Annotated in this window: 16 protein-coding genes; 10 read left to right on the forward strand and 6 right to left on the reverse strand. The window is 50.8% G+C overall.

Annotation, left to right across the window (positions count from 1 at the left end; translation table 11 throughout):
* Positions 1 to 207: 207 nt before the first annotated feature.
* Both AC4GL5_RS05660 and AC4GL5_RS05665 read left to right on the forward strand, forming a co-directional pair.
* Positions 208 to 1,821, forward strand: a complete 1,614-nt coding sequence (locus tag AC4GL5_RS05660) for a GMC family oxidoreductase (protein WP_490381817.1) — start codon at positions 208 to 210, stop codon at positions 1,819 to 1,821.
* A gap of 116 nt (positions 1,822 to 1,937) precedes the next feature.
* The gene (locus AC4GL5_RS05665) at positions 1,938 to 2,129 is read left to right on the forward strand and encodes a hypothetical protein (RefSeq protein WP_490381818.1); all 192 of its coding nucleotides are present in this window, start codon (positions 1,938 to 1,940) and stop codon (positions 2,127 to 2,129) included.
* 110 nt (positions 2,130 to 2,239) lie between these two features.
* On the opposite strand, the gene AC4GL5_RS05670 is transcribed toward AC4GL5_RS05665, so the two are convergent.
* Positions 2,240 to 3,874 carry a leucine-rich repeat domain-containing protein gene (locus tag AC4GL5_RS05670; RefSeq protein ID WP_490381819.1) on the reverse strand — a complete coding sequence of 545 codons (1,635 nt, stop codon included), beginning with the start codon at positions 3,872 to 3,874 and terminating at the stop codon, positions 2,240 to 2,242.
* A gap of 120 nt (positions 3,875 to 3,994) precedes the next feature.
* A complete protein-coding gene (locus AC4GL5_RS05675) occupies positions 3,995 to 5,053 on the reverse strand; it encodes a GlxA family transcriptional regulator (RefSeq protein WP_490381820.1) in 1,059 nt (352 codons plus the stop codon).
* Positions 5,054 to 5,553: 500 nt separating this feature from the next.
* Between AC4GL5_RS05675 and AC4GL5_RS05680 the strand changes: the two genes are divergently transcribed.
* On the forward strand, positions 5,554 to 6,777 hold the full coding sequence (locus AC4GL5_RS05680; protein WP_490381821.1) for an aspartate aminotransferase family protein: 1,224 nt from the start codon (positions 5,554 to 5,556) through the stop codon (positions 6,775 to 6,777).
* Positions 6,778 to 6,876: 99 nt separating this feature from the next.
* Here the strand turns inward: AC4GL5_RS05680 and AC4GL5_RS05685 are convergent, their stop codons facing one another.
* Positions 6,877 to 7,674: an IclR family transcriptional regulator gene (locus tag AC4GL5_RS05685; RefSeq protein ID WP_490381822.1), complete on the reverse strand. Its 798-nt coding sequence runs from the start codon at positions 7,672 to 7,674 to the stop codon at positions 6,877 to 6,879.
* Between the two features lie 421 nt (positions 7,675 to 8,095).
* On the opposite strand from AC4GL5_RS05685, the gene AC4GL5_RS05690 reads away from it, so the two are divergent.
* Genes AC4GL5_RS05690 through AC4GL5_RS05700 form a run of 3 tightly spaced genes read left to right on the forward strand, consistent with a single transcriptional unit; the run spans position 8,096 to position 11,041 of the window.
* Positions 8,096 to 9,139 (forward strand): C4-dicarboxylate TRAP transporter substrate-binding protein, encoded by a 1,044-nt coding sequence (locus AC4GL5_RS05690; protein ID WP_490381823.1) that lies wholly within the window; start codon positions 8,096 to 8,098, stop codon positions 9,137 to 9,139.
* Positions 9,140 to 9,178: 39 nt separating this feature from the next.
* Positions 9,179 to 9,706 carry a TRAP transporter small permease gene (locus AC4GL5_RS05695; protein WP_490381824.1) on the forward strand — a complete coding sequence of 176 codons (528 nt, stop codon included), beginning with the start codon at positions 9,179 to 9,181 and terminating at the stop codon, positions 9,704 to 9,706.
* Positions 9,707 to 9,709: 3 nt separating this feature from the next.
* On the forward strand, positions 9,710 to 11,041 hold the full coding sequence (locus AC4GL5_RS05700) for a TRAP transporter large permease (RefSeq protein ID WP_490381825.1): 1,332 nt from the start codon (positions 9,710 to 9,712) through the stop codon (positions 11,039 to 11,041).
* A gap of 468 nt (positions 11,042 to 11,509) precedes the next feature.
* On the opposite strand, the gene AC4GL5_RS05705 is transcribed toward AC4GL5_RS05700, so the two are convergent.
* The 3 genes from AC4GL5_RS05705 to AC4GL5_RS05715 are packed head-to-tail and all read right to left on the reverse strand — an operon-like array spanning position 11,510 to position 14,798.
* The gene (locus AC4GL5_RS05705) at positions 11,510 to 11,899 is read right to left on the reverse strand and encodes a PaaI family thioesterase (protein WP_490381826.1); all 390 of its coding nucleotides are present in this window, start codon (positions 11,897 to 11,899) and stop codon (positions 11,510 to 11,512) included.
* A 4-nt stretch (positions 11,900 to 11,903) separates the two neighbouring features.
* Positions 11,904 to 13,193, reverse strand: a complete 1,290-nt coding sequence (locus AC4GL5_RS05710; RefSeq protein WP_490381827.1) for a hypothetical protein — start codon at positions 13,191 to 13,193, stop codon at positions 11,904 to 11,906.
* 21 nt (positions 13,194 to 13,214) lie between these two features.
* Positions 13,215 to 14,798, reverse strand: a complete 1,584-nt coding sequence (locus AC4GL5_RS05715; protein ID WP_490381828.1) for a class I adenylate-forming enzyme family protein — start codon at positions 14,796 to 14,798, stop codon at positions 13,215 to 13,217.
* Positions 14,799 to 15,041: 243 nt separating this feature from the next.
* Between AC4GL5_RS05715 and AC4GL5_RS05720 the strand changes: the two genes are divergently transcribed.
* The 4 genes from AC4GL5_RS05720 to AC4GL5_RS05735 all read left to right on the forward strand — a co-directional run bounded on the left by AC4GL5_RS05720 (position 15,042) and on the right by AC4GL5_RS05735 (position 20,975).
* Positions 15,042 to 16,241, forward strand: a complete 1,200-nt coding sequence (locus AC4GL5_RS05720; protein ID WP_490381829.1) for a 3-oxoadipyl-CoA thiolase — start codon at positions 15,042 to 15,044, stop codon at positions 16,239 to 16,241.
* Between the two features lie 11 nt (positions 16,242 to 16,252).
* Positions 16,253 to 18,304, forward strand: coding sequence for a 3-hydroxyacyl-CoA dehydrogenase NAD-binding domain-containing protein (locus AC4GL5_RS05725; RefSeq protein ID WP_490381830.1), 2,052 nt, complete (start codon positions 16,253 to 16,255; stop codon positions 18,302 to 18,304).
* A 339-nt stretch (positions 18,305 to 18,643) separates the two neighbouring features.
* The gene (locus AC4GL5_RS05730) at positions 18,644 to 19,843 is read left to right on the forward strand and encodes an acyl-CoA dehydrogenase family protein (protein ID WP_490381831.1); all 1,200 of its coding nucleotides are present in this window, start codon (positions 18,644 to 18,646) and stop codon (positions 19,841 to 19,843) included.
* A 13-nt stretch (positions 19,844 to 19,856) separates the two neighbouring features.
* Positions 19,857 to 20,975: an acyl-CoA dehydrogenase family protein gene (locus AC4GL5_RS05735; RefSeq protein WP_490381832.1), complete on the forward strand. Its 1,119-nt coding sequence runs from the start codon at positions 19,857 to 19,859 to the stop codon at positions 20,973 to 20,975.
* Positions 20,976 to 20,998: the final 23 nt, after the last annotated feature.

Here is a 20,998-nt window from a genome sequence, read left to right on the forward strand (position 1 = left end):
ACATATAAGCAGGCTTGCAATTGTTAAGAAAAGTTTTTTTGTGGAGTCATAGCATTTCTGAATTGGTTTTGGTTTGTATATGATTCAAACGACTGTTTGAAGTTTTGTTGTGCTTTGTCTACTCTGACGGGGCTGCCCCGGACTTGCTCTGTTTCAGCAGTGCAAAAAAAGATAAGAACAAAAACAAAACAAGAGATTGAACAGCCCATGATGGATTATGTCATTGTTGGTGGTGGTGCGGCAGGTTGCTTGCTGGCCGAGCGCTTAAGCCGCGACCCTGCCTGTCAGGTAACCCTTCTGGAAGCAGGCACTGCCGATACCAGCCCGCTTATTCATATCCCTGCCGGTATTCTGGCGCTGATGCGCAGTAAACGCCTGAACTGGGCGCTCTATACCGAACCTCAAAAAGAGCTGAATCAGCGTCGCTTGTTCTGGCCGCGGGGCAAAGCTCTGGGTGGCAGCAGCTCGATTAATGCGATGTGTTATACCCGTGGTCAGCCGGAAGATTTTGATCGTTGGGCAGAAAGTTTCTCAGGTGTCGGTCAGCATGACTGGCACTATCAGGGGCTGCTGCCGCACTTTAAGGCGATGGAAGACTTCGAAGCGGGGGCAAATCCCTGGCATGGTGAGGGTGGTGAATTATCGGTGCAGTCACTGCGCAGTTTTAGCCCGCTTTCAGAAGCTTATCTCCGTGCCGGGCAGCAACTGGGTTTGCCGCTGAATCATGATTTTAACGGCCAGAGCCAGTGGGGCGTTGGCCCTTATCAGGTGATGCAGCGTAATGGCAGTCGCTGTAGTAGCGCCAAAGCCTTTCTCGACCCGGCCCGGGAACGACACAATCTCACCATTATTACCCGGGCCCAAGTGCAGCGGTTGAAACTGAGAAACAGACGGGTCTGCGGGGTTTATTATCAGGTGGCCGGTCAGGATCTGTATCTGCCGGTCAGTGGCGAGGTCATTTTGTCTGCCGGGGCTCTGCACTCTCCTCAATTACTCATGTTGTCCGGTATCGGGCCGGAACAGGAGCTTAGCCGACAGGGGATTCCGGTTCGACATCAGTTGGAGGGTGTTGGCCGTAATCTGCAGGATCATCTGGATATTAGTGTCAGCTGGCTGGAAAAAGGTTGTAAGGGAATCTCTCTGAATCCACTTTTCTGGCCAAGGGGGATTAAAAGTCTGCTGGATTATCCTAAGCGTCGTGGCGTGCTGACCTCTAATTTTGCTGAAGCAGGGGCTTTTGTAGCCACTGATCCGGAGCAGTCCCGGCCGGATGTACAGCATCATTTTCTTCCTGCTCTGGAAGTGGATCACGGCCTGAACCTGACACCAACGATCCGGCATTTTGGTTATACCCTTCGGGCCTGTCTGTTGCGCCCGAAAAGTCGAGGTTACGTGGGCCTACGTTCTGATCGTCCGGAGGATGCACCGTTACTGCAGCCCTGCTATCTCAGTGATGCCGAAGGCGAAGATATGAAGGGGATGGTACGGGCGCTGGGCAGTGCCCGGGAGTTGCTTAATCAGCCTGTGATGAGTCGGTTGGGTAAAGCGGAGTGGCGGCCCGGTAAAGACTGCCAGACGACGAGAGAGAAAGAGGCGTATATCCGTCAGTTTGCCGAGAGCATCTATCATCCCGTAGGCACCTGTCGAATGGGGAGTGATGAAGAGGCTGTAGTGGACCAGCAACTCAGAGTCCGGGGCATGGATAATCTTCGGGTGGTGGATGCTTCCGTGATGCCGAACCTGATCAGCGGGAATACCACGGCTGCCACCTTAGCGATCGCCAGTAAGGCTGCAGATCTTATAGTCGATTCCGATGCCTAAGGCCTGTTTGCTCTGTCAAAAGCCAGATATCAGCGGGTGACAGGCGATCTTTGTTTGTTTATAAACTCAGTGATGCAAATATGATGGCTCAGAGACTCAGATAAAGGAGGTTAAGCATGGTACGTTCGTTGGGTTGGGGTGCCGGACTGGTAGCCGTTATTTTTCTAACGGGTTGCTCTTCTGCTGCAGAAGATTATACCCGTGCTAAAGCCGATGCCGAGAGGGCCCGCGAGCAGAAAGCCAGTCAGCAGGAGCAGCAATTACGTCGGGACGCGGACAAAGCGTTCCGGGAGTTGGATAACGAGTAAATATCTGACCCGCATCTGTCCGGCTCATTCTAAGTCGGCCTTAAATAAGAAAAGCCAGCGTTGATGCTGGCTTTTCTTATTTAAGGCGCTCGTAAAATGTTGGGTGCTGTTTAAGTTTCAGGTACTTCTTTTCTGGGGGCCGGATTGATGGGCAGTTTTAGTGATTGGCGGGTTGGTCGGCTGTAGCGCTGGCCATCGGGTTTCAGCTCCGGGTTGCCGCTCAGGTCCAACTGTTTCAGGGCAGGCAGATCCAGCTCAAGTTGCTGAAGCTTGCTGTTACTCAGAATGAGTTGGCTCAGCTTGGGCTGTTCGGTCAGTGTCAGTATTTTCAGCGGTGTCTGATTGATGTACAGCGTTTCCAGATTGGGCTGAGGTGCTAACGCGACTTGTTTCAGAGGATTCCGGGTCAGAATCAGTTCTTTCAGTGCCGGTTGATTCGGCAGGATAAAATCCTTCAGTTGATTGTCCGGCAGACTGAGCAACTTCAGTTTGGGTAAGTTAGGCAGGTTAATCCGTGTCAGTTGGTTTTCGCCCAGTCGGATCGTTTCCAGGTAGTGGCTTTCCGGCAGGGTGATCTGTCGCAGGGCTTTTTTGTGACTGCGGATGTCGAGTTCTTCCAGCCCGGTGAGTGAACGGAGGTTCAGTTTATTGACACCTTCTGACAGTCGCAGGTTGAGCTTGCGCAGGTTTATCAGTGGTTTAAACGCATCGGCTTTCAGGTCGCTACCTGCGCGACAGTTCAGGCTGAAGACCTCAACGGTGTAGTCCAGTGTATTGGCATCGATGCAGTACAGGAAAAGACTACTGTTGCCGAGAGTTTTATACAGATCCGGCAGCGGATTGTTCTTCACGTAAAGACGGGTCAGGTCACGTTGAGCGTTCAGATCCAGGTCCGTCAGCTGGTTATTGTCCAGATCCACTTCCTTAAGGTTCGGCGCCCGACTCAGGTCGATGGATTTAAGCTGATGACGACTGATCACCAGTTGCTCCAGTTGAGGCGCTGTACCCAGCTTAACCTCGGTCAGCTGGCCTTCCTGCAGCCAGAGTTTTTTCAGCCTTGGTAGTTCGCCGAGAGTTAGTTTCTGCAGCGGTGTTTTACGCACTTCAAGGTTGACCAGGTTCTGCGTATTGCTCAGATCCAGCCAGTTCAGCTGGGAGCGGTCAATATAAAGGTCTTCCAAGGATGGCGTGTAGAGCGTCAGTTTTTTCAGCGCTTTGGTGCTGATAAAACTCAGTTTCTTCAGATCCGGCTGTTTGAGTTTGAGTGCGGCCAGATCCTCAAAACCCAGAGTGACCTCTTCCAGATCGGGCATCGCGGAAAAGGCATCGACGGCAATTTCGCCATCAAGACCATCCAGCGACAGATGAGTCAGCTGAGGATATTGGCTGAACTTGGCGGCTTTCAGATAACTGCTTGGGAATACCTTCAGACTCTTCAGCTTGGTGTTAGCTCTCAAATCCAGCCAGCTGATCTCGTTCAGCCCCAGATCTAGTTGCTCAAGATTCGGGAAATAAAACAGCTCATCGGCGGACTGAATGTTTCTCAGGCTACAGTCCAGCTGAATGATTTTTGCGGGATCAGAGATACCTTGTTCCAGAACACAGGCTTTAAAGTTGTCGTCCCGGAACGGAATCTGTTCAATGCTATAGGTGAGGTTGGCCTTGGGCTGGGTGGCAACGCAGCCGGTTAATAGCGTCGTCAGGGCCAGTATAGGAATAAGCAGTGAGGTAGGCGCGCGCAACACGACAGATCCTTTTGAGTCGAAGAAAAATGGGGTGAGCGATTACGAAAGGCCAAATGTAGAGGATCTGCTCCATTCTGTCGAGGTAAAGCCGGTTCGAGGTAACGGTATAGGCGTTGCCAATCAGATCAGCTGAGAGTGCTGGGTAACCACGGGGTGCGGATTGGTGTTGGCTTCCTGCTCCTGCAGACGTTTGCGTTCTTCCCTTGGTGTCAGACCGTAGTGGTTGCGGTAGGCGGTACTGAAATAGGAGGCACTGGCAAAGCCGCAGGAGAGCCCTACCTGAAGAATCGGTTTGTCCGTTTGACGCAACAATTTGCGGGCGTGTTCCAATCGCAGTTCCAGATAGTATTTGGACGGCACGGTTTGCAGGTGTTTTTTGAAAAGGCGTTCCAGATGGCGGCGTGATACACCCACATGGCGGGCCAGATCATCAGCGCTGAGTGGCTCTTCAATATTCGCTTCGATCAGCTGAACGGCTTCGATCAGTTTTGGTTGGCTGACACCGATACGGGTTTTCAGCGGAATACGTTGCGGGTCATCGCCGGTTCGCATACGTTCGCAAACGAACTGTTCCGAAATAGAAGCCGCCAGATCCATACCATGCTGCTGACGGATCAGAAACAGCATCATATCCATTGCGGCGGTACCCCCGCTACAGGTGTAGCGTTTGTTATCGATCTCGAACAGGTTGTTGGTGACCTGTGTATGAGGAAAGTCTTCCCGCAAACTGTCGATATCCCACCAGTGAATGGTTGCTTTGTGATTATTCAATAAGCCCGCACAGGCAAGAATGTAAGAGCCTGTGCCGATACCCCCAATAGCAATTTGATTACTGCGCTGCTGACGTAACCAAGCGATAATGGCATCATTGCCTGTTCGGGCAATGGGGCTGGCACCGCAGACAAAAATAGCGTCCAGTTCCGGCAGATCATCCAGACTGTGGTCCACCAGTGTTTGTACGCCAAAACTACTGGCAACGGCTTCACCGTCGTGGCTGATCAGCGTGGTTTCATAAAGCTCTTCACCGGTAATCCAGTTCGCCATACGCAACGGCTCAATCGCTGAAGAAAAGGCGATTAAGGAGAAGTTAGGCACCAGCAGAAAGCCGTAGCGCTTGGCTTTTGTCTTGCCGCGTTCTTTTGTTGTGCTTGTTGGGCGTGCTGACTGACCAGGTTGCAACGGGGTTATCTCCTGAATATTTGTCCCAGACAGAATGTTTAGGTGAGCTTTAGCAGAACATTGGATGGCACTTAGAATAACGGTTTATCGGCCTGATAACTGCTTGCAGATGACGAAATGTCAACTTAGAGCAAGTTTGTGTCGCGCTATAACAAATCCGGCTATGTAATCCCGAGCCGGTTTTACCGATACTGTAATAACAGGTTTTCCGGACCTCTCCGCTCTCAGAAGCAGTCCGTTATGGAAAAGTGTTTTGCCGCTAGGCGATCTTTTCAGCATAGCCTGTTTCATTCGAGGCTGAAGCAAAGGTGCCGATGACACAGATTAAGGCGTAGATTGATGAAAGGCATGGCAGAGATGGCTCCGCAGACTGCCGGTTTGTTTGTAATAACCAGGTGCTCTTAACAGCAACTACGCAAGAAACGATAAACAGCCCCGCCCGGGATCGCGACCAACATTAAGGCGTTCAGGGTCAAGGGGTTAACGAGGTAGAGACAGAGATGACAACACAAAACGTAACCCGCGCACTGTTCGATGACGTAATGGTACCCAACTATAACCCGCAGCAGATGGTACCGGTGCGCGGAGAAGGTTCTCGCATTTGGGATCAGGACAACAACGAGTACATCGATTTTGCCGGTGGTATCGCCGTAAATGCGCTGGGTCACTGTCACCCTGAGCTGGTTGCAACGTTGAAAGCTCAGGCGGATAAGCTGTGGCACCTGAGTAACGTATTTACTAATGAGCCAGCTCTGCGTCTGGCGAAGAAACTGACTGATGCGACGTTTGCCGACAAAGTTTTCTTCTGTAACTCCGGTGCAGAAGCCAATGAAGCAGCGTTCAAGCTGATCCGTAAATACGCATATGACAACTTTGGCCCTGAAAAGAACGAGATTATCTCCTTCAAACAGGGTTTCCATGGCCGTACCCTGTTCACCGTTTCTGTGGGTGGTCAGCCGAAATACCGCGAAGGTTTTGAACCAGCTCCGGGTGCGATTGCGCATGCAGAATTTAACAACCTGGACTCTCTGAAAGCTCTGATCTCCGATAAAACCTGTGGTGTGGTGCTTGAGCCAACACAAGGCGAGGGTGGTGTCGTACCCGGTAATGTTGAGTTTCTGAAAGGTGTTCGTGAGCTGTGTGACGAGCACAATGCTCTGCTGGTATTTGATGAAGTGCAAACCGGCGTGGGTCGTACCGGTCACCTGTACGCTTACATGGAAAGCGGTGTTGTTCCGGATGTGATGGCAACAGCGAAAGCTCTGGGTGGTGGTTTCCCGATCGGTGCGATGCTGTGCAGCGATAAAGTGGCACCAAGTCTGGGCTTTGGTACTCACGGCAGCACCTATGGCGGTAACCCGCTGGCGTGTGCTGTGGCTGAAAAAGCGTTGGATATCATTAACACCCCAGAGGTGTTGTCCGGTGTGGCAACCCGTAATGCGATCTTCAGTGAAGAGCTGAACAAGCTGAACGAGCGTTTCAGTATCTTCAAAGAAGTCCGTGGCAGTGGTCTGCTGATTGGTGCTGAACTGATCGAAGCGTGGCACGGTAAAGCCGGTGAGTTCCTGGCGGCAGCTCGTGCTGAAGGTCTGATGATGCTGGTTGCTGGTCCTAACGTACTGCGTTTTGCACCGTCGCTGATCATCCCTGAGTCCGATATTCGTGAGGGTATGGCGAAGCTGGGTGAGGCGATTGCTAAGGTACTGGAAGCGGCTAAGGCGTAAGAACCTGAACTGACAAAGGTTATGCATAAAGGGCCATGGGTTTTAACCCATGGCCCTTTATGTTGTTGTCACTTCAGTCAGCGCTGGTGCAAAGATGCCTTAGACACCGGCACCCATAATATCCCGGCCAAGGTGGATCAGCTGAGGGGCAAGAACATTCTCAAGATGCTCTTTACTGAATATATAGGAAGGACCACCACAACTGAGGCAGACGATCTTGTCATCCCGAAGTTTCAGCGGAACGGCAACGGAGTTAACGTTCCGGTCCCAGACACCATAGGCTGAGGTGTAACCTTTTTCGCGGTATTCCTCGATGGCTGCATCAATACCTGCTTTTATCTCAGGCCAGTTCTCTTCATCCTTTTTCTGGATGTAGGACATAAAGAACTCTCGCTCTTCCTGAGTAATCATGGCCAGAAAAGCGCGACCAATAGCGCTGGTTGCCATAGGTAATAAAGAACCGACTTCAACCCGCAGAGACTGAGCATCATCGCTGCGGCTGTAGGCAACAAAGATCATTGAGAGCCTTTCCCGGGTTGCTAAGCCAATGGATACCTGTGCTCTTTTCGCCATCGCATCCATATAGGGTTGCGCAACCTGACGTACCTGAAGCTGGTTGGTGTAGGCACTGCCTAAGGCGAGTACGCCTGAGTCCAGCTGATATTTCTCAAGGCTGGGTGAATAGGTCAGATAACCCAGCTTTGTCAGTGTGTAAGTCAGGCGCGATACAGTGGGTTTTGGCAGACCTGTAATAGCGGCAATATCCTGATTTCCCAGTACGCCACCTTTTTGGCCAAATGCCCTTAGAATTTCCAGACCCCTTGCCAGTGCTTCGACAAACTTCCGGTCTTTATCTTCTTTGGATTTACCGCTCTGATAATCAAAAAATTCCTGCATAGTGCTCCGCCATTCCGAACTGTTCGCTTTTATTGCCTTTATGACCGTCGCTGCTGCTCTGATCGAGTTGCACACTTTCGTTTGAGTGATCAGGTGCGAGGTAGTCTGCAAAACTGTGTTTCATTATACATTTTGTGGGCTTTAATTATAGAAGCCTATCGTTAAAGGGCCCGTGAATACTGCTTTTAGCACTTCTTCTAATATAGATGGGCCATTTTTTTGCAGAAAAAGGCTCACTCTTCTTACTTTTAATGCTCACGAGCTTCGCCTGTAGAAAGTGAAGTTCACATTTCGGTCGGCAGTTTCATCCTGCAATTTAAGAGTTGCGATAAGCAAGTCCGTTATGTAAAGTCTAACATGTTTATCGCGGTATAGTATTTCGCAATGCGAAATAAAAATAACAACAAAATGGAGTACGGCAATGAAATTCTTCAAAAAGTGCCTTGCAGGTGTTCTGTTAACGTCTCTGGTGGGCACCGCTCAGGCTGCGACCACGCTTACCTTTGGTGAGCCCGCACCCAACCGTGGTGCCCGGGCTGCAGATGTTCAGTGGTTTGCTGATCAGGTAGAGCAGCGTTCCGGCGGCGATCTGAAAATTGATATTCAGTGGGGGGGAGCACTGTTTAAAGCTAAGGCTGCACGTCAGGCGATCAGTACAGGCGTGGCTGATATGGGTAGTATCATTCAGGGGTATTTCCCTCGTGAGCTGATATCGACCGGAATCGGAGATCTGCCATTTGACAATCAGGACCCTTGGGTTGGTATTCAAGCCATTAATGAATTCGTAAGAGACGGTCAGGTCGAGAAACAGCTGGCGCGTCAGAATTTGCACTTGCTGACCTCCTACAGTGTGGGCCAGGTTAACCTGATCTGTAAAGATCAGCCGATTACGTCGTTATCTGATCTGGATGGCAAAAAACTTCGTGGGATCGGTGTTTACGGACATGTTCTGGGGGATAACGGTGCCAGTCAGGTCAACATGTCGGTTTATAAGGTCTATCAGGGGCTGGATACCGGTCTGATTGATTGCGCGCAAACTTATCTGAGCGCTTCTGCTGCGCTTAAGCATGACGAAGTTGCCAAATATATCACCAAGCTCAACTGGGGGATCTTCTCGGGTCTGGGCATCTATATCAACAATGATGTTTACAAGAGTCTGAGTCCTTCGCAGCGTAAGGTTCTGAGTGAGGTTTCAGCCGATTTTGCCAATCATCATGGTCGCAATGTCATTGCTAATGATATTGCCGGTGAGAAGAAACTGGTACAGAACGGAATGATCTCTAACGAGTTACCGGCATCTGTCAGTAAAACACTGATCGACCAGAGCAACACCTATTTTCAGGATTGGGTACAAAAAGCAAACGCTTCCAGACTTGATGGTGAGCGCCTGCTTAAAAAGTATCAGGACCTGGTCGCCAAGTATAAGCATGAGAAAGAAACCTCAGGCTATCCCTGGGAACGCTAATTGTAGTGACCCCAGGGAAGGGGTCTTCGAGGAGGCCTTATGCTGAAGAAAATAGAAGAACTCTTTTTATATGTTGCGGGTTTTTGCATTGTTGCTTTGGGTGTGATGATCACGCTGACGGTTTTACTGAGAAATTTCTTTAATACCGGTGTGCCTGATGTCGTCACGATTGTGGGTGAATTGATGGTGGGTGGTGTGTTTCTGCCACTGGCGTATGTCACGGCCAAGTATCACCACATTGCCATCGACTTTTTATTTAAGCTTCTGAGTCGTCGTCTTCGGCTTGTTATTTTGGCGTTTGGCTCGTTCATTGTTCTTTTCCCGATGTTTCTGGTGGCTTTCGCAGCCTGGGGATCTTTCAGTCATGCGATGTCCAGCGGTGCCTATTTTTTCGGAGAACTTGAGCTGCCTGAATGGCCGGGCCGTTTAGCCTTTTTTGTCGGCTTTGCTCTGTTCTATATCCGGTTAGTTATTATCTTTTTTCAGGACCTGAAGGCGGCTTATTTGAATGATGTGAACTACCTCGCTGCCCGCACTGATTCTGATGACAGAATTGAGGAGAGTTGATCGATGGACCCCATTATATTAGGTGGCATTGGGTTTCTTTGTGCACTGCTTTTACTGGCTATTCGCGTTCCGATCTCTTTCACTCTGGCAGGGGTTTCATCGCTCTTCATCTTTATCTTCTTTATCAATAAAGGGATGGATGTTGAACGGGCTTTAAGGCCAACGCTGTCTATGATTGCAGGTAATACCTATGAGCTGGTGCACTCTTATGATCTGAGTATGATCCCGCTCTTTATCCTGCTGGGACATATTGCGTATCACACCGGAATGACCGGTGATATCTATAAAGCAGCCCGTGTTTGGTTACTGAAGCTGCCCGGTGGTGTGGCAATGGCTTCGGTATTTGGTTGCGCGGGTTTCTCGGCGATTACCGGTTCAAGTATGGCTTGTGCATCGGCTATGGGGCGCATCTGTGTTCCGGAAATGCTGGATGCAGGCTATAACAAAAAGTTAGCCAGTTCGTCAGTGGCTGTGGGTGGAACATTGGGCTCTTTGATTCCACCAAGTGTACTTTTTATTATCTACGGCATTTTTACCGAAGTATCGATCAACAAGCTCTTTCTGGCGGGTGTACTGCCGGGGATTTTATCCCTGCTGGCCTATATCCTGGTGATTTTTATCTGGGTGAAGCGTAAGCCATCAGATGCGCCTGCTATTGAGTCTGACCGCCACGAAAGCCGTCTTAAGGTGGCGCTGGATTGCTGGCCAGTGGTGTTTCTGTTTCTGATCATCATTGGTGGTATCTACAGTGGTTTCTTTACCGCCACAGAGGCTGCCGGTGTGAGCACCACCATCGCTATTTTGGTGGGCATTAAGCAGAAGAAACTGAATTGGGCGAAATTTCTCGATTCGGTAAAGGAGACTTGCCTGCAAACGACATCTATCTTCTTTATTGCGGCAGGTGCCAAGATCTTTGTTGGCTTTATTGCTCTGACCGGGATTGCGCCATCCATCGCGGAGATGATTACGCAGATGGATCTGTCGCTGTGGTTGCTGCTGGCCATGATTGCCGTTATTTATCTGGTGCTGGGTATGTTTCTGGACCCGCTGGGTATTCTGGTGCTGACCCTGCCGTTTCTGATTCCTATGGTGGAAGGTTATGGCCTGAATCTGATCTGGTTCGGTGTGGTGGTGGTTAAGCTGCTGGAAATCAGTCTGATCACGCCTCCGGTTGGCCTTAATGTGTTTGTGATCGGAAGTGTGATCCGCGGACGGGTTGAGGTTGGCGAGATCTTTATGGGGGTGATGCGCTTCCTGGCGATAGACCTGTTGGTGCTGATCGCCCTGATCGCCTTCCCGGCTATATCCCTGTTGTTACCGAACACATCATTTTAATTTTCGAACCCTTTCTTCAGCATCTTAGGGCTCGCCCTGCCTTGTTAAAGGCAGGGTTTTTTTTGGCACGGTCAAAAGCCCTTTTTATCCCTCAGCTGTTCGCTGGTTCCTTCTCCTTCTGTCCCTTCCCACCCCCACCCCCTTTTCTCTTTCTCTGACTGTTTTCTCATTGTGGTTTTGTCACCAGTTCTCAGCCGCTTCAAGGCGTTGAGGTGCCTTCCGATCCTGGCTGATATTCGGAGCAATGACGGATAACCTTTTAGGCGCTCAGGTTTGCCGGGACAACTTTGGGGCAGACAGAACAGGCACTGGATGATTTGAACGGCGGAATGGTTTAAACGGCAGGATGCTTTGGGCAGCAAGACCGTCTGAACAGCTTTGGCGGGGGGCTGAAAAATACAGGTTATACCGAAATAAAAGAAGGCATGGCGTGCCATGCCTGTCAGAGGGAAGGTGGGATGTAAGGAATTACTCGCTACCGCCACGATAGCGCAGCGTACCCTGTGCCGTTGCCGCAAGGGTGCCGTCATCGTCGTAGGCCCGGACTTCACTGAAGAAGATTTTACGACCGCGTCCGGTCATGCTGGCGCAGACTTTGATATAACGGCCTTTAACGGGCGCAATAAAGTTGCTGTTCAGTGATAGTGTGGAGGCGTACCGGCTGTTGTCTTCGGAATAGGTTCCGGCCATAGCCGCTGCAATATCCATTAACGCGCACAGATACCCCCCGTGGGCGACATTCTGACGGTTGATGAATCTGGGCTCCAGTTGAGAATGCAGGGTGATTGAGGATTCATTCCACTCCTGAATCTCAATATTCATATCTTCAAAAAAACCACTGTTGGCTGACTTGCTCATTCTGTTATCCAAAGATGCTGACTAGGGTTAAGACCAAAATACATAGTGATAAATAAAGGTAGTTTGTTCGGTAAAGTTGCCGTACCGGAATACCGGTTTCACGGGCGATCAGAAGGTTGGTGATCGAGATAGGTGAGATGCACATAGACAGAGACCAACCGGCTGTAATGCACAGGTAAAAGGCTTCTTTGTTGGTGATCTGGTCGGCGTAAGGGGCAATAAAGCTGCACAGAATAGCGACGGTAATCAGAGGTGATATCGCCAGAGCTGAGGCACCTATGATGATTATCGGCAGGATCAGAGTAATGATCGGGCTATGCAGATACGGAGACAGATCGACCCACTGGGTCTGGCGGTTTACTTCGGTAATCAGGCTTCCGATAGCGGCCGAAAATAACAGAATGGTGGCTTCGCTGTGGAAGGTTGCTGATGACTTGACGATCTCTTGCTGAATCGCTTTTTGCTTACCGGTAAGCAGCGCGGTTGCTGTCAGTATCAGGATCGATGCGGGGATAAATGATTTAGACAACGGCAGCTCAGAGACGAAATACACCAAGGCGATAATCAGGACGCAGCTCATCAGGTAGAAGGCGGACAACATGAGTCGCTTGTGGTCGACCTGTCTGGGTTCCCGTTTAGCCGGTGCGGCTGTTTTATCCCGTCGGATACTGTCCAGAATGGCGATCGCCAGGAACACGCTGACAATCGGCAGCGCATGTTCAAAGACGGTATTGAAGTCCACCGGAAAAAGCATGGTGGTCATCAGTACAAAGGTCACAGAAAAAGGCGAGATCATCGGGATCAGAGAGAAGCCCCTCTGGATCGGTAGCGCCAGATCCCGGTTGCTGTTGAACAGGTTGTAGATCAGAGGGATAGCGCCAAAACTAATGAAGGTTCCGGAGCCAAGACTGGCGATAGCCACAGATGTCTTCTGTTTATTGCGCCCCATTTCCGCGATGATCTCACGCAGCTCCTGCAATGAACTGATATTCACCGTCGCAATTTTCAGCGTTGTTGCTGCCAGAATAAAGGCGCAGAAAATAACCAGGCTTTTTTCAATTCGCAGACTGGCTTCCGGCGTTACCACACTGAAATAGAGATAGATCGTCAGACTGACCAGCAGCAAGGCAAGCTTCACCGGGGAGAAGCTTCGTATGCAGATCAGGGAATAGGCCATGTAAGCCGCAAAGGCTGTTAGCAGGATGCTGTGCTCATGCTGATACAGCGAGAGAGCGCTGCTCAAAAATGCAAGGATCAGAAAAACAGGAGCAGGTCTGAGCAGCGACGGGTTCATGGCATTCCGGAGATTGTCTGATTAATGGGTAGAGGAACTGCAGAGTTCTTCTGCCATTGTTTTTAATTGGTTTTTCAGGATTTTTCCTGATCCGCTGGCGGGGAAATGATCCAGAAATATAAAGCGGGCCGGTACCTTGTAAGGGGACAGGCGCTCTTTACAGAATACCCGCAGTTCATCCTGTGACAGACTTTGGCCTTCAGACATCTGAACAAAAGCGATCACAACCTCATTATGGTCTTCGGTGACACCCACCACAGCGGACTGAATCACCGAGTCGTGTTCATTGATTGCCGCCTCAACTTCAGCCGGATAAACATTAAAGCCGGAACGGATAATCAGCTCTTTTGTGCGACCGACAATGTAGAGATTGCCGTCTTCATCCAGCCGGGCCAGATCCTGAGTATTCAGCCAGCCGTCATCCATCAGAACCGCTGCGGTCATCTCCGGCTTATTATAATAGCCTTTCATCACATGGGGGCCTCGGGTCCAGAGTTCCCCTACGTCACCGGTTTGAACTTCCTGCCCGTTTTCCGCTAATAACTTAATTTCGATCCCTGGGATTGGTCGGCCACAGGAGAGGTTATTCAACTGGGTGTTATAGCGCAGTGCCGATACGGTAGGGCTGGTTTCCGTCAGGCCATAGCCGTTGTGCAATACCATACCGAATACCCCCTCGATATAGCGTTTGGTCTCCATATCCAGAGAAGCCCCGCCAATAAAGAGGTAGGTCAGGTTAAGTTCATGGGTGTTGATCCCCTGACGTTTAATCTCATCAATCAGGCTGCTGTACATGGGAGGAACCCCCATGAAGATGGTCACTTTCTGATCTACCAGGGTTTTCAGGCATTTCTGAGCGGAGAATTTAGGCTCAAAATACAGTGCGCCACCATACAGCAAGGTTGCCAGGCAGCAGGATGTCAGACCAAAGGAATGGGACATCGGCAGGGCCGCGAAAACATAGCTGTGCTCGTCAAGATGGCGGATTCGGCCGGATAATGCTGAAGCAAACAACACATTACTGTGGGTCAGCATCACTCCCTTGGGTTTGCCGGTTGTACCTGAGGTGTAGATCAGCGCGAAGACCTGCTCTTTGCCGGATGCCTGTACCACTTCAGGAGTGGCTTCCAGTGTTGGGGAATGAATAAAGGTGCCGGAGGATAATTGAGTCTGCAGTGTATGACCCATGGCCTTTGCGTGCTGCTCAGCGGTCTGAGAAACCTCCGTTGTGTAAATCACAAGCCTTGGTTTGCAGTCATCAAAGATATTCTGAATCTCATAATCCGTCAGGCGTGAATTAACCGGAACCGCCCAGGCATCCAGCTCACTGGTGGCCATCATAAAGGTCAGCAGTACAAGGCTGTTCTCTGCTACCAGCAGAACCCGGTCACCTCCTCTCACCTGATGCGCCTGCAGGAAACGTTTGGCTTCTTCAACGGCAGCCGCTAATTCGCCGTAGGTCATCGAGCGCTGCTCTTCCACGGTACAGATATTGTCAGGATGACTCAGAGCATGGCGCAACACGGCATGACTCATTCTTTCCGGCAAATTCTTAACCACAGTTTCTGAATGACTACCCATGATCTCTTCGTGAGGGATAAGCATTTTCAGGTCCTCATAACCTTGTTTTTATTTTGTTGAAATCCATGCTAGCAAAATCATGTACCGCTATGCAAAACTAAAAATTAAAAATGTAATCAGCCAGAAGCATCTCTATTTCAGATTCTTAGAATAGCTATCTATAGAAATATGAGACTTTTTATTCTGATTGAGTGAGATTTTTTATTTATTTTTGATTTCTTAGCATGTAGATTGAAAGTTAATTCCGGTATGCGAAATAGGTGATTTATGTTGGATGCTTTTATTTACGATGGAATACGAACCCCTTTTGGTCGCTTTAACGGTGGCCTTTCTTCTGTCCGTCCTGATGACCTGCTGGCCGCAGCCATCAAAGAACTGCTGGTCCGCACCGGTGTGGATGCCGCGCTGGTAGAAGATGTTGTTGCCGGCTGTTCAAATCAGGCCGGTGAAGATAGTCGTAATGTTGCCCGCTTTGCTGGCTTGCAGGCCGGTTTACCGGTAACGACAGCGGGGCTGACGGTTAATCGCCTTTGTGGTTCTGCTCTGGCTGCCCTGATTGATACATCCCGTGCTGTGCGCTGCAATGAGGGGCGTCTTTTTGTTGCCGGTGGCGTTGAGTCCATGAGTCGTGCCCCCCTGGTATTATCGAAATCGACTCAGGCATTTGACCGTAGCCAGGTGCTGGCGGATACAACGATTGGCCCTCGTTTTACCAACAAGAAGATTACTGAAGTCTATGGTAATCACTCGATGCCTCAGACCGCTGACAATGTTGCCGCCCAGTTGGGGTTAAGCCGTGAGGCCTGTGATGCCTTTGCCTATGGCTCGCAACAGAAATATCAGCAAGCCTTTGAACGCGGCTTCTTTAAAGAAGAGATTCTGCCGATTGACGTTACAGTAGGGCGCAATAAAACCGTTACGATCGATACCGACGAACATCCGCGCCCGGAAACCGGTTTAGAGAAACTGGCCGGTTTGCGTACGCTTTTTGAGGGCGGTGTGGTTACTGCCGGTAATGCGTCAGGTATTAATGATGGTGCCTCAGCGCTGCTGATAGGTGATCAATCGATTCAGGAGCAGTTTGGCATCAGACCCCGCGCCCGTGTGGTATCCACCGCTGTAGCGGGTGTTGAACCACGGGTTATGGGCCTTGGACCGGTTCCTGCCTCCCGTAAAGCTCTGGAGCGTGCGGGATTATCTCTGGCCGATATGGATGTTATCGAGATTAACGAAGCCTTTGCCGCTCAGGTGCTGGGTTGTGTTCAGGAGTTGGGTATCGATCCTGAAGATCCTCGCCTGAACCCCAATGGTGGCGCAATTGCACTGGGGCATCCGCTGGGTGCCAGTGGTGGCCGTATCGCACTGACAGCGGTTCGTCAGCTGGAGCAAACGGGTGGACGTTATGCGTTGGTGACCATGTGTATCGGTGTGGGTCAGGGCATTGCGGTTATTCTTGAACGGGTTTAAAGGAGCGGGTTATGAGTGTAGTCACCTATCGCGCCGAGGGTAATATCGGCATTATCGAGATCTGCAATCCACCGGTTAACGCGCTGTCTCAGGCGGTTCGCTCGGGGTTGCAGGAAGCCGTACAGCGTGCAGAAGCCGATACTGTTGATGTCGTTCTGTTTACCTGTGCCGGGAAAACCTTTGTCGCGGGTGCGGATATTTCCGAGTTTGATAAACCACCGATGATGCCAATTCTGCCGGATGTGCTGGCCCAGATTGAGGGCTGCAGCAAGATCACTCTGGCGTGCCTGCATGGAACGGCATTGGGTGGTGGTCTGGAACTGGCGCTGGCCTGTGATTATCGTATTGCAGTGCCCACGGCTAAGCTGGGGTTGCCGGAGGTGACTCTGGGGTTGATTCCGGGAGCCGGTGGAACCCAGCGTCTGCCGCGTCTGATTGCTGCGGATGAAGCGATCAAAATGGCTGCGCTGGGCGAGTTTCGCTCGGCTGCGCAGGCTAAGGAGATCGGCCTGATCGATCAGATTGCAGAAGGTGACCTGTTCTCTTCTGCGATCGAATTTGCCGGTGGATTGCTGGCTCAGGGTAAACGTCAGCGCCACGAGGATGTCGCGCCTCTGAGTGATCAGCAGATTGCTGACTGGAAGCGTCTGTTAGAGAAAAAATTCCGCGGGCAGCGCTCCCCATTAGTGGCACTGGACTGTATTGTCGCGGCGACCCATTCAACCCTTCAGGATGGTCTGGCCTATGAGCGTGCCACCTTTCAGGCGTGTAAAGCATCACCGGAATCTGCAGCCCTGCGGCACAAATTCTTTGCTGAGAAGCAGTCACCAAAGCTGGCGAATGTGTCTGATGATGTCCAGCCGCTGGCGATTCAGCATGTTGGTGTGATTGGCGGCGGTACCATGGGCGCAGGTATTAGTGTCTGCCTGCTGCAGGCCGGATACCCGGTCACCATGGTGGAGCGGAACACCGAGGCGCTGGAGACAGGGCTTGATCGGGTCAATCAGACGCTGACGCGCCAGTTTGAGAGTCAGCGACTCAGCGAGACCGCTTATCAGGATGCCATGTCCCGCCTTAAGGGCACGCTCTCCTATGATGATCTGGCCGATACGGATCTGGTTATCGAAGCGGTGTTTGAAAGCCTGGATGTAAAGGAAGATGTCTTCCGTAAATTAGATGCGGCCTGTAAGCCCGGCACCATTCTGGCGACCAACACCTCTTATCTGGATATCAATATTATTGCCGGATACACCCAGCGACCGGAGCAGGTGATTGGTCTGCACTTCTTTAGTCCGGCTCATATTATGAAGCTTCTGGAAGTGATTCAGGGTGATCAGACGACGGAAGTCGTGCTGAAAACGGTGATGGAGCTGGCGAAGAAGATTCGTAAAATTCCTGTGCTGTCCGGTGTTTGTTACGGCTTTATCGGAAACCGTATGCTGCGTCAGTATTTCCGGGAAACGCAGCTCTGCCTGTTGGAAGGTGCCTCACCGCAACAGATCGATCAGGCGATGAAAAATTTTGGTATGGCGATGGGACCGCTGGCTGTTTCTGACCTGGCAGGTCTGGATATCTCCTACAACGCCCGACGCAATCTCTCGCCAGAGTTGCGGGGCAAGCCTGAGACCTACGCTATTGCCGATGCTCTGGTGGAAGCGGGGCGTATCGGCCAGAAGTGTTCGCTGGGTTATTACGATTATCGGGAGGACAAGCGGCCAAAACCTGATGCGGATGTTCAGGCCATCATTGAACAGATGTCGGCAAAGTTTGGGGTGACCCGAAGAGCCCTCTCTGATGAGGAGATTGTTAGTCGCCTGACGCTGACTCTGATTAATGAAGGCTTCAAAATCCTTGAGGAAGGGATTGCTCAGCGCGCCAGTGATATTGATGTGGTGTATGTCAACGGCTATGGCTTCCCGGCATTCCGCGGTGGCCCTATGTTCCTGGCGGAGCAGATGGGTTTTGAGACGGTGCTGAATAAAATCAATGAGTACCGCCGTACGCTGGACCCGGATAACTGGCAGCCGTCTGTATTATTGGAGTCACGGGCAGCGGCCTCCTGAATGCTCTTCAGCGCTCTGGAATCCTCTTGCGTACTCTGAGTTTCTCTAAGTGCTCTGAGTTTCTCTTAAGTGCTCTGAATTCGGTTTAATCTTACGGGGTTTTATCTTAATTCACTGGGTTTCCTTTTAAGGCTCCTTATCTTTTGATTCGGAGCCTTTTCTTTTGCATTTCTGTCCTGTAGCACGTTTTTTCAGTGGCCCATAAAAGCCTTTCTTTTCGACCGAATAGTCAATTTTGCGTTTTTCAGTTTCGCATAGAGAAATTAGATACCGTAATTTGTTGACTCGGTTCTTCTATGTGGTATTTTGGTTTGCATAAATAGAACAAACCGGAGAGTGATGATGGATTTGAATTTTAGTGATCAGGATCTGGCTTTTCGTGAAGAGGTCAGAGAATTCTTCCGAACCAGATACCCTCAGTCGGTAAAAGAAAAACAAGATAGCGGCATCTACCTGACAAAAGAGGATCATGTCCTCTGGCAGAAAGCGCTGCATGAAAAGGGATGGGCGGGTATCAACTGGCCGGTAGAGTACGGTGGCACAGGCTGGACGACGGCACAGAAGTATATTTTTGCCAATGAGTCCGCTGCCCATAATGCGCCACGACTGGTTCCTTTTGGCTTGTCTATGGTGGCCCCGGTTATCTACACCTATGGCAACGAAGAGCAGAAGCAGCGCTTTCTGCCTGACATTCTGGCGTCCAACGTCTGGTGGTGTCAGGGCTATTCCGAACCCAATTCAGGATCGGATCTGGCGTCCCTGAAAACCAAAGCGGTTCGGGACGGTGATCATTACATCGTTAACGGCACCAAAACCTGGACAACCCTGGGTCAGCACGCTGACTGGATCTTCTGCCTGGTTCGTACCGATGACACCGGCAAAAAGCAGGATGGCATCAGCTTCCTGTTGATCGATATGAAAACTCCGGGTGTTTCGGTAACTCCGATTATCACTATTGACGGTATCCGCGAAGTTAATGAAGTGCACTTTGAGGATGTCAGAGTGCCGGCGGAAAACCTGATTGGTGAAGAGGGTAAAGGCTGGACCTATGCCAAGGTACTGCTGACCCATGAGCGTACCGGCATCGCCCGTGTTGCCGAGTCTAAGGCCAAACTGGCCAGCCTGAAAAAACGCATCGAAAGCGGTACCTCTGAGCTGAATGACCTGTCAGGCAATGCCGTGTTTATGTCCCGTGTTGCAGAGGCAGAGGTTGAGCTTAAGGCGCTGGAATTTACAGAACTGCGGGTTCTGTCTTCCGTTGCTACCGGTAAAGCACCGGGTTCTGAGTCTTCCATTCTGAAGATTAAAGGTACCGAGATTATGCAGCTGCTGGATGAGCTTCTGTTAGAAGTGGCGGGCATTCAGGGGCTGCCATTCCTGCCGGGGCAGTACCAGACCGGTTTTGATGGTGAAACCGAAGGTCCTGCATTTGCGGCTAAAGCGGCTCCTGTTTATTACAACAACCGCAAGCTGAGTATCTACGGCGGTACAAACGAAATTCAGAAGAACATCATTTCCAAACAGGTTTTGGGCCTTTGATAGGGTGGGGACTATGGACTTTTCATTAAACGATATTCAGCAAATGATGCAGGACAGTGCATCCCGCTTTATCACGAACGAATACGATTTTGAGACCCGCCGTAAGCTGGCTGACAGCGACACGGGTTATGACGAGAAAAACTGGCAGACTTTTGCCGAGCTGGGCTGGCTGGCGCTTATGGTCCCGGAAGAGTTTGGTGGCCTGGGCGGTACCATTCAGGATGCGATTGTTCTTCAGGAAGCCTTTGGTAAAGGCATGGTAGTTGAGCCGTTCTTTGCCACGGTGATTCTGTCCGCGAACCTGATCAATAAACTCGGCCATTCCGGGCAGAAAGAAACGCTGCTGCCTCAGATTGCGGAAGGTTCTCTAAAGGTGTCTCTGGCGCATACTGAGCTGGAAGCGGCTTCAACACCTGCATCCGTGGCAACCCGTGCGGTAAAAGAAGGTTCGGGTTATGTCATTAGCGGTGCTAAAAATTATGTCCTGAATGCCAACACCAGTGATCTGCTGTTGGTGACTGCCCAGAGTTCTGATGACAGTGAATCCGGGCTGACCGTTTTTGTCGTTCCGGCAGACAGTCAGGGACTGAGCTTTAAGCACTACAAAGGCAACGATGGCAGCTCGGCATCTAATCTGGTGCTGGATCAGGTCTTTGTGGATGAGAGTGCTGTTTTGGGTCAGGCCGGTCTTGCCGCTGATGCTGTCAATGAGGTTCTGGCAGACGGGATTATTGCGCTGTCTGCTGAGGCGGTCGGCATCATGGATGCCCTGCTGGAAAAAACCAATGAATATGTGAAAACCCGTAAGCAGTTTGAACGCCCTATTGGTAACTTCCAGGTGGTTCAGCACCGTATCGCGGATATGTTCATCGAGAAAGAGATGTCACGTTCCATGCTTTACTTTTCGGTACTGGAACCTGCCAATGCCGCTGAAGCACAACGGGCCGCATCCATGCTGAAGGTGAAGATCGGCAATGCAGCGCGCCTGGTTGGTCAATCCGCTGTTCAACTGCATGGTGGTATGGGTATCACAGACGAACTGGATGTCGGTCATTACTTTAAGCGTCTGACCAGTCTGAATATGTTGCTGGGTAGCCGCGACTGGCACCTTAACCGTCTGATCGCTCAATAACGGGCATCTGAAACTCTTATTAC

Source organism: Oceanospirillum sp., from assembly GCF_982874595.1.